The sequence below is a fragment of the Amycolatopsis sp. NPDC051371 genome, assembly GCF_040682155.1.
Lineage (GTDB): Bacteria > Actinomycetota > Actinomycetes > Mycobacteriales > Pseudonocardiaceae > Amycolatopsis.
Map to the genome: position 1 here is coordinate 73,171 of NZ_JBFBAG010000031.1, position 12,527 is coordinate 85,697.

At 70.6% G+C, this 12,527-nt stretch carries 14 protein-coding genes; 6 read left to right on the forward strand and 8 right to left on the reverse strand.

All coding sequences use genetic code 11. The features are described 5' to 3' along the window. Positions 1-11: 11 nt before the first annotated feature. The gene (gene lnt / locus AB0M59_RS32895; protein WP_364623111.1) at positions 12-1,643 is read left to right on the forward strand and encodes an apolipoprotein N-acyltransferase; all 1,632 of its coding nucleotides are present in this window, start codon (positions 12-14) and stop codon (positions 1,641-1,643) included. A gap of 26 nt (positions 1,644-1,669) precedes the next feature. Further along, positions 1,670-2,437 carry a polyprenol monophosphomannose synthase gene (locus AB0M59_RS32900; protein ID WP_364623114.1) on the forward strand — a complete coding sequence of 256 codons (768 nt, stop codon included), beginning with the start codon at positions 1,670-1,672 and terminating at the stop codon, positions 2,435-2,437. Here AB0M59_RS32900 and AB0M59_RS32905 read toward each other — a convergent pair. Then, positions 2,424-3,170, reverse strand: a complete 747-nt coding sequence (locus AB0M59_RS32905; protein WP_364623117.1) for a class I SAM-dependent methyltransferase — start codon at positions 3,168-3,170, stop codon at positions 2,424-2,426. The two genes, AB0M59_RS32900 and AB0M59_RS32905, sit on opposite strands and share 14 nt — an antisense overlap. A gap of 35 nt (positions 3,171-3,205) precedes the next feature. On the opposite strand from AB0M59_RS32905, the gene AB0M59_RS32910 reads away from it, so the two are divergent. Further along, a complete protein-coding gene (locus AB0M59_RS32910) occupies positions 3,206-4,000 on the forward strand; it encodes a PIG-L family deacetylase (RefSeq protein ID WP_364623120.1) in 795 nt (264 codons plus the stop codon). Here AB0M59_RS32910 and AB0M59_RS32915 read toward each other — a convergent pair. Further along, positions 3,933-4,682 carry a DeoR/GlpR family DNA-binding transcription regulator gene (locus AB0M59_RS32915; RefSeq protein WP_364623123.1) on the reverse strand — a complete coding sequence of 250 codons (750 nt, stop codon included), beginning with the start codon at positions 4,680-4,682 and terminating at the stop codon, positions 3,933-3,935. The two genes, AB0M59_RS32910 and AB0M59_RS32915, sit on opposite strands and share 68 nt — an antisense overlap. 48 nt (positions 4,683-4,730) lie before the next feature. Here AB0M59_RS32915 and AB0M59_RS32920 point away from each other — a divergent pair, with 48 nt between their 5' ends. After that, entirely contained in the window at positions 4,731-5,342 is a 612-nt protein-coding gene (locus AB0M59_RS32920) for an NUDIX domain-containing protein (protein ID WP_364623125.1), read from the forward strand. Positions 5,343-5,446: 104 nt separating this feature from the next. Here AB0M59_RS32920 and AB0M59_RS32925 read toward each other — a convergent pair whose 3' ends face one another. The 3 genes from AB0M59_RS32925 to AB0M59_RS32935 all read right to left on the reverse strand — a co-directional run bounded on the left by AB0M59_RS32925 (position 5,447) and on the right by AB0M59_RS32935 (position 8,274). Beyond that, positions 5,447-5,794 carry an RNA polymerase-binding protein RbpA gene (locus AB0M59_RS32925; RefSeq protein WP_003081521.1) on the reverse strand — a complete coding sequence of 116 codons (348 nt, stop codon included), beginning with the start codon at positions 5,792-5,794 and terminating at the stop codon, positions 5,447-5,449. Positions 5,795-6,020: 226 nt separating this feature from the next. Further along, positions 6,021-6,785, reverse strand: a complete 765-nt coding sequence (locus AB0M59_RS32930; RefSeq protein ID WP_364623127.1) for a thymidine kinase — start codon at positions 6,783-6,785, stop codon at positions 6,021-6,023. A gap of 88 nt (positions 6,786-6,873) precedes the next feature. After that, entirely contained in the window at positions 6,874-8,274 is a 1,401-nt protein-coding gene (locus AB0M59_RS32935; RefSeq protein WP_364623129.1) for an MFS transporter, read from the reverse strand. A gap of 245 nt (positions 8,275-8,519) precedes the next feature. Between AB0M59_RS32935 and AB0M59_RS32940 the strand changes: the two genes are divergently transcribed. Further along, on the forward strand, positions 8,520-9,188 hold the full coding sequence (locus AB0M59_RS32940; protein WP_364623131.1) for a transglycosylase family protein: 669 nt from the start codon (positions 8,520-8,522) through the stop codon (positions 9,186-9,188). Positions 9,189-9,191: 3 nt separating this feature from the next. Here AB0M59_RS32940 and AB0M59_RS32945 read toward each other — a convergent pair whose 3' ends face one another. Next, on the reverse strand, positions 9,192-9,983 hold the full coding sequence (locus tag AB0M59_RS32945) for a glycerophosphodiester phosphodiesterase (RefSeq protein ID WP_364623134.1): 792 nt from the start codon (positions 9,981-9,983) through the stop codon (positions 9,192-9,194). A 66-nt stretch (positions 9,984-10,049) separates the two neighbouring features. Between AB0M59_RS32945 and AB0M59_RS32950 the strand changes: the two genes are divergently transcribed. After that, positions 10,050-10,430 (forward strand): hypothetical protein, encoded by a 381-nt coding sequence (locus tag AB0M59_RS32950; protein WP_364623136.1) that lies wholly within the window; start codon positions 10,050-10,052, stop codon positions 10,428-10,430. A gap of 127 nt (positions 10,431-10,557) precedes the next feature. Here the strand turns inward: AB0M59_RS32950 and AB0M59_RS32955 are convergent, their stop codons facing one another. Further along, positions 10,558-11,538 (reverse strand): tyrosine-type recombinase/integrase, encoded by a 981-nt coding sequence (locus AB0M59_RS32955; protein WP_364623139.1) that lies wholly within the window; start codon positions 11,536-11,538, stop codon positions 10,558-10,560. Positions 11,539-12,084: 546 nt separating this feature from the next. Next, positions 12,085-12,525 (reverse strand): SRPBCC domain-containing protein, encoded by a 441-nt coding sequence (locus AB0M59_RS32960; RefSeq protein WP_364623142.1) that lies wholly within the window; start codon positions 12,523-12,525, stop codon positions 12,085-12,087. Between the last annotated feature and the right edge of the window lie 2 nt (positions 12,526-12,527).

Here is a 12,527-nt window from a genome sequence, read left to right on the forward strand (position 1 = left end):
AGTTCTCACCCGTGGCAGTCACCGTGGCGGACCCCGAACCGGGCGCCCCGCACCAACCCGCCCGCACCCGCCGGTTCCCGCGTGCCTGGCTGCTGCGCCTGGCCGCCGCGCTGGTGTCCGGGTTCGCCTACTACCTCAGCTTCGCGCCGCGCCCGCTGTGGTGGCTCGCGCCGCTGGCGTTCGCCGGATTCGCGCTCGTGCTGCGCGGCCGCCGGAGCTTCCGCGGCGCGTTCGGCTACGGCTTCGCGTTCGGGTTCGTGTTCTTCCTCCCGCTGCTGACGTGGCTGCTGGACTTCCTCGGCCCCGACTTCGGGCCGTGGCCGTGGCTGGGCCTGTCGTTCGCGCTGGCGCTCTACTACGGCCTCGCGGGCGGCCTCATCACGCTGGTGTCCCGGCTGCCGGCCGGGCCGCTGTGGGCGGCGCTGGTGTTCATCGCGCTGGAGACGCCCCGCGCGTGGTTCCCCTTCGGCGGCTTCCCCTGGGGCCGGGTCGCCTTCAGCCAGCCCGAAGGCGCGTTCCTGCCGCTGGCCTCGATCGGCGGCGCGCCCCTCGTCGGCCTCGCCGTCGTCCTCACCGGCTTCTGCCTCGCCGCCCTCCTCGGACGGCTCTGGGACGGCCGTGAGGCGCTCACCGCCGCGCTGCGAACCCGTCCGGCCGCCTTCGCCGCCGCCGGCACGCTGCTGCCCGTGGTGGCCGGCCTGGCGCTGTGGCCGACGATCGGCACCGCGGCGCAGGACGGCGACCGGACCGTCGCGACCGTGCAGGGCAACGCGCCGGACATCGGGCTCGCGCTGCAGGGCGAACGGGACGTCCTGCGCAGCAACACCATCGCCGAGAGCGAACGGCTGCTCGACGCCATCCACGCCGGCCAGGTCCCGAAGCCCGACCTGGTGCTGTGGCCGGAGAGCGCGACCACCGTCACCGGACCCGACCCGCAGGTCGACCAGCTCGTCGCGAACTTCGGCGTGCCCGCGCTGATCGGCGCGATCTACGAACTGCCCGACCGGCACCTGCAGAACTCCGTCATCGTCTGGGACCCGCACGCCGGGCCCGGGCAGCGCTACGCGAAGCAGCAGCTGGTGCCCTTCGGCGAGTACGTCCCCGCCCGCAAGCTCGCCGAGCTCGTCACGCCGTTCCTCGACACCGAGACCGTCGACATGGTCCCCGGCGACGGCACCAACCAGGCCATGGCGGTCGCGGGCACGAAGGTCGGCACGTTCGTCTGCTACGAGGCCGCGTTCGACTACCCGGGCCGCGACGCCGTCCGCGACGGCGCCGAACTGCTGGTCGTGCCGACCAACAACGCCTGGTACGGCGAGAGCGAGATGAGCGTCCAGCAGCTGGCCATGTCGCGGCTGCGGGCGGTCGAACACAGCCGGGCCGTCGTGGTGTCCGCCGTCTCAGGAGTGAGCGCGATCGTCGCCCCCGACGGGACGGTTACCAGCTCAACGGGCCTTTTCACCGCGGATTCCCTGGTCGGGCGCGTCCCGTTGCGGACGCAGACTACGCTGTCGGATCGACTCGGTGCGTGGACGGAGTACGGGCTGCTGGCACTGGCGATCGCCGGGGTGGCCGGCGGGCTCGTGCTCCGTTTTCGCACCCGGCGCGGCAGCGCCGGCACGGCAGGGGAAGCGGCGGACTGACCGCCGCGGATATCGGAGGAGCACGGATGTCGCAGGCGCCGCGGGGGGCCCGGGGAATCGAGCCGGTGCTGGTGGTGATCCCGACGTACAACGAACGGGAGAACCTCGGCCCGATCCTGGATCGCCTGCAGAAGGTACTCCCGGACGTGCACGCCCTGGTGGTCGACGACGGCAGCCCGGACGGCACCGGCGACCTCGCCGACGAGCGCGCGGCCGCCAACGACCACGTGCACGTCATGCACCGCACCGAGAAGGCCGGCCTCGGCGCCGCCTACATCGCCGGGTTCCGCTGGGGCCTGGCGCGGGAGTACAACACCATCGTCGAGATGGACGCCGACGGCTCGCACGCGCCCGAGGACCTGCCCCGGCTGCTGGACGCGGTCGGCGAGGCCGACCTGGCCATCGGCTCGCGGTACGTGCCGGGCGGCGCGGTGGTGAACTGGCCGCTCAAGCGCCAGGTCCTCTCGCGCGGCGCCAACATCTACTCGCAGGTCGCGCTGGGCATGCGCACCCGTGACATCACCGCCGGGTTCCGCGCCTACCGCCGTCCGGTGCTGGAGAAGCTGGCGCTGGACGAGGTCAACTCGCACGGCTACTGCTTCCAGATCGACCTGACGCTGCGCACCGCCGACGCCGGGTTCGAGATCGTCGAGGTGCCGATCACCTTCACCGAGCGCGAGATCGGCGAGTCGAAGATGGACGGCTCGATCATCCGCGAGGCCTTCCTGCGGGTGGCCAGCTGGGGTGTGGAGCGCCGCTGGCAGCAGCTGCGCCGCCTGATCAAGCGCGGCTGACCCGCGCGGTCACGATCCACGTCCGGGCGCCCAGCAGCACGCCGTCCGGGGTTTCGTGCGCGGCGAAGACGGCCCGCAGGCGGGCTGGGGCGTCCTCGGTGGGGTGCAGCTCCTGGACGTCCTTGAGACCGAGGGCGAACTCGCACGCCGTCGCGGCGTCGGGCCCGTAGCAGACGGGGTCGCGCAGCTCGGTGAACTCGACGTCGCCGAAGCCGGCGCCCTCGAGCAGCGCTCGCGTGTGCGCGGGGTCGCCGAGGGAGAAGTGCGGCCCGGCGGGCGGCGGGGTGGTGCCGGGCGCCACGGCGTCGTGCAGCACCGAGTACCACTCGTTGCGGGCCCGCTCCTGCCACACCAGCAGCACCAGGCGCCCGCCGGGACGCAACGCGCGGGCGAGGTTGGCGAACGCCGCGGGCGGGTCGGCGAAGAACATCGCCCCGAACCGGCTGAGCACGACGTCGAACGCCGCGGGCGGGAACGCGCGGGTCTGCACGTCGGCCACCTCGAAACTCGCCCCGCCGAGCACGCGGGCTCGGGCGATCGCCTGCTCCGAGACGTCGACGCCCAGCGCCGTCGCGCCCGCCTGGGCGGCTTCGCGGGTGGACTCGCCGGTGCCGCAGCCGACGTCGAGGACGACCTCGCCGGGTTTCACCGCGGCCGCCGTCCGGAATCGCTCGTTGTGCGGCCGCACCTCGGCGTCGAACAGCGCCGCGAACCGGACCCGGTGCTCACTCATGCCGTCTTCTCCCGTCATCGGCCATCATGGGGCCGATGACGACCATCGTGGCCTTCCACGCCCACGCCGACGACCCCGTCTTGCTGAGCGGCGGCACCCTCGCCCGCGCGGCGGCCGACGGGCACCGGGTGGTGGTCGTCGTGGCCACCGACGGCATGGCCGCCGAGCACCCGACCCCGCGGTGGCGGGAACTGGAGGCGAGCGCGGCGATCCTCGGCGTCCGGCGCGTCGTGCACCTCGGGTACGCCGACAGCGGCCACGGGCCCGAGCTGTACTCGGATCCGCCCGGCCGGCAGCGCTTCGCCCGCGCGGACACCGAGGAAGCCGCGCACCGGCTCGCCTCGCTGCTGCACGAGGAAAAGGCCGACCTGCTGCTCGGCTACGACGCCAACGGTGGCTACGGCCACCGCGACCACCTCAAAGTCCACGAAGTCGCGCGGCGGGCGGCCCGGCTGACCGGGACGCGGCTGTTGGAGGCCACGGTTCCCCGCGACTTCGCCCTGCGGTTCGTCCGGGTGGTCCGGGCGCTGCGGATCCCGTTCCCGTACGACGCCGAAGCGCTCGACCACGCCGGCAGCCCGGCCTCGGCCGTCACCCACCGCTTCGACGTGCGGCGGTTCGCCGGACGCAAGCAGGCGGCGCTCGCCGCGCACGTGTCCGACGTCCGCGGCACCGGGCGGCTCGCGGCGGTGCTGCGGGTGCTCGTGTGGCTGCCGGCGCCGTTGTTCGCGGTGGTGGCGGGCCGCGAGTGGTACGTCGAGGTCACGACCGCAGGATCTGCACGCCGCGCGCTGCAAGTTCCTGCACGGTTGAGTCGTCGGCGTCGGTGATGACGCCGGCGATGTCGGCGAACGGCAGCACGGTGAACCGCGACGCGGCCCCGAGCTTCTCGGCGCTGGCCAGCACGTAGGTGTCGGCCGCACGCCGGGCCAGGGTGCGTTTCATCGCGGCTTCGTCGGCGTCGCCGGTGGTGAGCCCGGCGTCGGGGTGGACGCCGGTGACGCCGAGCAGGAAGACGTCGGCGCTGATCGCCTGGGCGGCCTCGGCCGCGGCGGCGCCGCAGGTGACCGCGGAGTGCCGGAACAGGCGTCCGCCCAGCAGGAAGACCTCGATGTTCGGGTGGTCGAGTAGGGCGACGGCGACGGTCGGGCTGTGGGTGACGACGGTGGCCTCGAGGTCGTGCGGCAGCGCCTTCGCGACGGCCAGGGTCGTGGTGCCGCCGTCGAGGATGACGGTCGAGCCGGGCCGGATCAGGCCGGCGGCGGTGGCGGCGACCCGGTCCTTGCCGTCGACGGCGATCGCCGTGCGGCTCGCGTAGTCGGCGACGGCGGGGGAGACGGGCAACGCGCCGCCGTAGACGCGCTGGCATAGCCCGGCGGCGGCCAGGTCGCGCAGGTCGCGGCGGATGCTGTCCTCCGAGACGCCGAGTTCGGCCGCCACGTCCTTCGCCAGCACCTTGCCCTCGGCCGCGAGCCGGGCGAGCAGCAGTTCACGGCGTTCGCCGACCAACATGCAAAGTCCTCCTTGTTTCTGCCGAGTCTTGCACATTATGGTCGCGGCATGACCTCATCGACAAGCCTGACCCGCAACCCCCGGGTCCGGATCACCGACGTCGAAGTGCTGTCGTCGGCCTGGTACGTGCTGCGCCGCACGACGTTCGACTACCAGCACGGCAACGGCCGGTGGACCACCGAGCAGCGGGAGACCTACGACCGCGGCAACGGCGCCACGGTGCTGCTTTACGACCTCGAGGGCGGGACGGTGCTGCTGACGCGCCAGTTCCGCTACCCGGTCTACGTCAACGACCACCCGGACGGCATGTTCGTCGAGGCGGCAGCGGGCCTGCTCGACGCCGACGACCCGGAGACGGCGATCCGCCGCGAGGCCCAGGAGGAGACCGGCGTCCGCATCGGGGACCTGGAGCACGTGTTCGACGTCTACACGAGCCCGGGCTCGGTGACCGAGCGTCTCCACTGCTACGCGGCGCCCTACGACCCGGCCGAACGCGGCGAGGGCGGCGGCATCGCCGAGGAGGGGGAGGACATCGAGGTGCTGGAGCTGCCCTTCGACGACGCCCTGAAGATGATCGAGACGGGGGAGATCGCGGACGCGAAGACCATCATGCTGCTCCAGTCGGCGGCACTGCGAGGCCCGTTCCGCCGGCGCCACTGACCCGGGCACACGGGTCCGGGCATACGAAAGGCCCCCGCCGGGGGAGGTGGCGGGGGCCTTCCGTTGTGGTGGGAGCGGTGGCTACGGGCCGACGCTCACGGGCTTTACGCGGACCGGGAGGTCCGCCGGCCCTTCAGCTCGGCGAGACGTTCGTTCAACAGGTCCTCGAGCTCGGGGATCGTGCGCCGCTCGAGCAGCATGTCCCAGTGGGTGCGCGGCGGCTTGACCTTCTTCTGCTCGGGCTGCCCGCCGTCCACGATCTCCGACTCGCTGCCGTGCAGGCGGCATTCCCAGACCGTCGGGATCTCGGCGTCGTCGGAGAACGGCACCTCGAACTCGTGGTTCTTCGGGCAGGCGTAGCGCACGGTGCGGCGTGGGGCGAGGTCGTGGTTGCGGTCGGTCTCGTAGCTGACCGCTCCCAGCCGGCTTCCACGAAGAACACGGTCGGCCATGATGGGGGTCCTTTCAGTCAGCTCCGGGTGGAGCCTGGGTGATGCTCACCCTATGCAACGACTTGGGGCCCCCGAGGATTCCCGGGCTGCCATGTCGTTGCTCACGATGAGCTGCGTCACCCAACGGCATCAGCTTCCTCTAGTAGGAGGCGTTTCGCGCTTCGGCGTGACGTCAATACGGCCTTCTTAGTGCTGATATCCCCCGGATGGGCTACTGGCACCCATGTCAGGTCAACCGTAACTGACCGTGACGACCAGTAACGGGACCCAAGTCACCCGATCGGAAGTGGCGGCGACACAATACCTGATAACGCACAGTAGCGTTTTCAGCCTCAAAACCGGCCAAAGCTGAAGATTCAACTACGGATTGTTCGGTATCTGCCACCACAACGGTGTCGCCCTCACGCACCACCTCACCCTCCAGGACCCGCGCGTTGAACCGTCCCGAGAGCCCGCACCAGCACAGCACCTCCACCTGAACCGGCTGAAGTTCGTCCGCCAGTTCGAACAGACGAGCGGCTCCCGGGAACAACCGGCTCCGGAAGTCCGTCGCGATCCCGAAGCAGTACACGTCGATCTCGACCTCGTCGGCCAGCTCCGCCAGCTGGTCGACTTGACCGGGGGAGAGGAACTGCGCCTCGTCCACCACGACGTAGTCCACGTGCTGCCCGCGCGCCCACTCCTGCCGCACCAGGTCCCGCACGTCGGTGTCCTCGCCGACCTCCACCGCCTGCCGGCTCAACCCGATCCGGCTCGAGATCTGCGGCGCACCCGATCGGTCGTGGCGCACCAGCACCAAGCCGCGCCGGCCCTGCCGCGCGTGGTTGTGGTCGATCTGCAGCGCCAGGGTCGACTTCCCGCAGTCCATCGGCCCGTAGCAGAACTTCAGCCTGCCCACCGGCGGCGTCCCGCGGCGCGAACCGGCCGCGGGCACCGACGAGAGGGCATCGGTCGGATCGGGACCGGCCGCCCGGTCGTTCAACAAGGTCACGACAGCCGACCCTATCGGTGTCTGGACACTCGTCCAGGACTGCCCGGCCCAACGGGCGCGTGACAGCCGAACGAGCCACGTCACAGGGCTACAGAACCTCCGGCGGGGTGTTGCCCGCCGCCACGATCGCGCGCCGCACCGGCACCAGCCACACCAGCACCAACCCCGCCGCGAAGAAGATCACCAGCGCGATGATGGCCAGCCGGAACGATCCCGTCGCCTGCCCGACCCCCGCGAACAGCAGCGGCCCGAGCCACGACGTCCCGCGCTCACCCACGACGTAGAGCGAGTAGTACTGGGCGTCCTTGCCCGCCGGGATCATCTGGCTGAACAACGACCGCGACAACGCGTTCGTTCCACCCAGCACCAGCCCGATCCCGACCGCCACCGCGAGGAACTGCACCAGCTGCTTCGGCTGCACGAAGTACGCCCCGGCCAGCACCACGACCCACAGCACCAGGCTGCCCAGGATCGTCCGCTTCGCCCCGATCCGGCGCGCCACCAGCCCGTGCAACGTGCCACCCAGGTAAGCGACGAACTGGATCACCAGGATCGTCACGATCAGGACCTCGTTGCCGAAGCCCAGCTCGTCCTTGCCGTACTGCGCCGACACCGTCACCACCGTGTTGATCCCGTCGGTGAAGACCAGGTAGCTGCCCAGGAACGCCAGCGTCAACGGATACGCCCTCGCCGCCTTGACCGTCTGCCACAGCTCCGCGAAGCCCGACCGCAGCACCGACGTCCCCGGGGCGACGTCGACCGGCGTGTGCCTGCGGGGGAGCGCCCGCACCGCGGGGAAGGTGAACAACGCCCACCACAGCCCCGAGGTCAAGAAACAGATCTGCACCGCCGTGCCCTTGCTCACCCCGAACGCGTCGTGCCCGAGGTAGAACCCCAGCTGCAACGCCAGCGCCAGCCCGCCGCCCAGGTACCCGAACGCCCAGCCCCTCGCCGAGATGTCGTCCCGCTCGTCCGGCCCGCCGATGTCGACCAGGAACGAGTAGTAGACGACCAGCGAACCGCCGTAGCCGATGTTCGCGATGATGAACAGCACCACGCCCAGCTGCCAGTCCGAACCGGCCAGGAAGAACATCGCCGCCGCGGCCGCCGCACCCAGGAACGCGAACCCGCCCAGGATCCGCCGCTTGTTGTGGCTGCGGTCCGCCACCGCGCCCGCGATCGGCAGCACCAGCACCTGCACGACCGTCGCCACCGACAGCAGGTAGCCCCACACCGAACCGGCGGGGAAGTGCAGCCCGAACAACGTCACGTCGCAGTTGTGGAGCGTGTCGGCCTTGCCGGCCGCGTCGAGGCACGCGCGGTCCCCATTAAGGGTGAAGTTCGACTTCGCGTCCTCGGCCGCGATCGAGCTCATCGAAAGGGCGCCGAACACCGTCGTCGTCGACGAATAGAACGGCGAATTGGCCCAGTCGTAGAAATACCAGCCCCAGCGCTCGCGCTTGGTCGAGCGCGTCCCGGCCAGCGTCATCCACGGCTCCTTCACCTCGAAAACCAGCAGGTCAGCGCGGAGACTACTGGGGCACCGGCACACGGGGGACCGGACCACCCCAACCGTGTCCGCTTTGTCGCTTCGCGATCATCCGCCACTCCCGGGGGCACTCACGGTCCGCGCGGCACGGCGTGTCGTAGTCCTTTGTGAACAGTGGTTCGTGTGAGACTCAGGCGAGCAGAGTGTCCCTTGTGGTCAGTGGGACACGCTCCTACTGTGCTCGCATGATCCAGAACCGGAGACGCACCGCCGCGAGAACCCTGCTTCTCGCCATCGCCGCCTTGGGTCTGCAGCTCACCATCCCCGCCGTCGCCTCCGCGGATCCCGCGCCGACGGCCTGGGCCAAGCTCCGCATGTGCGAGTCCAGCGGCCGCTACGCCACCAACACCGGCAACGGCTACTACGGCGCCTACCAGTTCGACCTGCCCACCTGGCGCAGCGTCGGCGGCAACGGCCGCCCCGACCAGGCCGCCCCCGCCGAACAGGACTACCGCGCCCTCTACCTCTACCGCATGCGCGGGTGGCAGCCCTGGCAGTGCGCCGGCATGCTCAAGCTCGCCGGCGACGCCGACGCCCGCAGCAAGCGCGTCCCCACCTACGCCGACTCCGCCTACATCGGCGGCGGACCGGCCCCCGCACCCACCCCGCCGGCCCCAAGCGGCAAACCGCCGTGGCCCGGCGTCGTCTACGCCTACGGCGACTGCGCCGCCCCGCTCAAGGCGTTCCAGCTCCGCATGAACGCCTTCGGCTACGGCTTCACCGGCACCGGCTGCTACTACGACAAGACCCGCACCGCGGTCCTCGACCTCCAGCGCGCCAACGGCATCAAGGACAGCGGACTGCTCGGCCCCAAGACCTGGGACGCCGCCTGGAACGGCAAAGCGCCCCGCTGACGCTCACGGCTCCTGCGACCGCTGCCACGTGCCGCGCTCGATCAGCACCTCGCGCAGCAGGTCCGGCCGGTCCGTCACGATCCCGTGCACACCCAGGTCCAGCAGCATCCGCATCTCCGCCGGATCGTCGATGGTCCACGTGTGCACCTCGATGCCCGAGCGTCCCGCGATCGACAGGAACGCCTTGTCCACCACCCGCAGCGCCCCCTGCCGCACCGGTACCTGCGCCATCGCACCCAGCACCAGCCGCCCGAGGGGGAGCAGCGGCAGCTTCCCCCGCGCCCACAACGCGAACGCCGACCGCGGACCCATCGCCGTCACCAGCTTCGGCCCCGCCAGCTTCCGCAACCGCACCAGCCGCGCATCGGAAAACGCCGCCGCGGCCACCCGGTCGTGCGCGTTGGTCCGCTCCAGCACCTCCACGAACGGCGCCACCGCCCGATCGGCCTTCACATCGACGTTGAACCGCGCGTTCGGCAGCTCCTCCAGCAGGTCCTCCAGCCGCGACAGCGGAGCCTTCCCGCCGATCTTGACGTTCTTCAGCTGCTCCCACGTCTGCGCCGCGATCGCCCCCGACCCGTCGGTCGTCCGATCGAGGTTCGCGTCGTGGTGCACGACCACGACACCGTCCGCCGTCGCGTGCACGTCCGTCTCCAGGTACCGGTACCCCTCGGCACACGCCCGCCGGAACGCCGGCAGCGAATTCTCGAGCCCGTCGAGCTCGTCGAGGTGCCACCCCCGGTGGGCGAAGGCACGGGGGAGCGGATCGGCCAGGTACGGAAACGACGCCTGCATCCCTCAAGTGTGCACTTCCGCCATGACCCCGGCATGAGCAACCGGTGGCCAGCTAGGGTCTCCGGGGTGAGGGAAGCCGCCGAACTAGCCCAGCCCGCCCCCGTCGAACTCGTGCCGGGACGCCGCGGCGCGCCCCGGCACTGCGGCTGGTGCGGACGACGCCTCCCCGAAGGCGGCAACGTCGGCCGCCGACGACGCTACTGCGGACAGTCCTGCCGCCAGCGCGCCTACGAGCGGCGCACGGCGCTGCAGCGAAGCGGCCTGCCCGAGGACGCCGTCGTGCTGTCCGACACCGAAGTGGCCGCCCTCCAGGACCGGCTGTTCCAGCTCCGCTGCGCCGCCGAGGACATCGTGACGGCCGCCGACGACGGCGCCGACGTCCGTGAACTGCGCGGCCTGGCCGACGACATCGCCCGAGCCGCGAAAGACCTCGAACAACTCCGCTGACGCTCGCCCGGACACGGGACCGGCAGACGTGAAGGGCCCGCCCGGCTTCGGTGGTCTTAAATGACTCATTCAAGACCACCGAAGACCTGAATGACTCATTCAAGACACCACACGCGCCGGCCGGACGTCAGCCCAAGCCGTCCAACGCCCGGTACGTCCGGTTGCTCGCCGCCGCCGCGCGCTGCTCCCGGCCCGTCGCCTCGATGTAGTTCTGGCTCGTCGCCAAGCTCGCGTGCCCCAGCAACGCCATGATCTCCGAAGCCGTCGCCCCGTCCTCGGCCAGCCTCGTCGCGAACGTGTGCCGCAACGCGTGCAGGTTCGCCCCCGCCGGCACCCGATCGTGCAACCCCGCCCCCCGATAACACGACTTCACCAGGTACTCCAGCGCACCCCGCCCGATCGGCTCACCCGCCCGGTCCAGCAGCAACGGCGAACCAGGGGAGAACCGCACACTCGAAAACCGCACCCGGCACGACTCCCGGTACCGCTCGATCAGCTCCGCCAGCACCGGCTGCACCGGGATCGACCGATCCCGGGTGCCCTTCCCCTTCACGTGCAACCGCAGCTCACCCGCGCGCCCCACCAGCGACCGCGCCGTCAACGCCCGCATCTCCGCCGCCCGCAACCCCGCCACCAGACCCAGCGCGATCACCAGCACGTCCCGCTCCGGCCACGGGTCCCGCGCGCGCCGCGAACCGGCGGCCGCCGCCGACAGCAGCTGCTCCGGGGTTTCCTCACCTCGCAACGGTTTCGGCGTCAACGCCGGCGTCCGCGGCCGCGCCACCGCCCCTATCGGGTTGCCCTCCAGCAGCCCGTCGGCCACGCAGAACGTCAGGAACTGGTTCCACGTCGACCAGGCGCGCAGCACCGAGCTCTTCGCGTGCCCGTCGGCGAACACGCCGAACACCGACCGCAGCGCGGGCCCGGTCAGATCGGCGACGTCCAGGTCTTCGGCCGGGCGGCCGAGCTCCGAAACCAGGAGAGTGGTGATGCCGGCGAGGTCGCGGCGGTAGGCGTCGGTGGTGTGCGGAGAGTCCTTGCGGGGCCGGCGGGCCGCGAAGAAGGCTTGCTGGGCCTCGGAAACCTTCATGTGGATCTTGTACAGCACACCACCGACAATTCCGGGCGCCGGGTCCCCGACTTTTCATGCATAATCGCCATTATGCATGAAAAGTCGGTTTAGTCGGGGTTAGCCTCTCCGGGGGATCCGGGTCTCTCTCGGAGACGATTTGAGGCTCTAATCCGCCCCTCTGACACGCATGGCGGGGATGCGCACATATGTTCGAGCGCCCGCGAGGGCGGCCTGAGGCGTCCGGGGGCGACGACCGGCTGCTGTAGAGAGACTGCAGCGTCATCCTTGCGCCAATGCCAACTCGACGCCCAGGTTCGCACCCATAGTTTCGTCACCGTGACGTTTTAAGGTCGAGTGGCGGCTCATCGGATCCACGGCCTCAGGGGATGCTCCTGTGGCCTCTGAGAGACATCTTCAGGGGTGTCCAGGGCAAGTACGGCAGGAACGCTGGACGAGAAACCTCAGGAGAAGCCGTCCTGACGAACCGGACGACACTCCCGGGAACCCGGCTTCAACGCCCCTCCCGGCTCCCTGCCACAGCACATCCCGAAGTGCCGATAATGTACATTATGTCAAGTAATCTCAGTGCCAGTCGCTGATCGCCACGTCCCTCGGGTCCGGGGCGCCTTCCCCGGTCTCCAGGAGCTGCTTGAGGCTCATCAGGAAGATCGCCCACTTGGTGCTGCAGTGGTGCATGAACTCCCCGGCCTCGCGCCAGCCTTCGTGCTTGAACAGGACGATCGTGTAGTCACCGCGCTGCTCGATGTCCCAGCGGATCGTCGTGCCGACCCACTCCTGCGGTCCGTCCACGACTTCCCAGCGGACGAGCCGTCCGGGGTCGAGTTCGGTGACTTTCATGTCGAAGCCGCCGGCGCTGAACCGGAACGCGATCACGCCGCCGAGTTCGGTGTCCCCCACGGTTTTCTGCGCCCACCACGCGGACAGGCCGTCGAGGGTGGTGATCGCCTCGTAGACCTGGTCCGGGGTGGACTTTTCGATGCCGATGCGGTGCAGGATGTCCATTT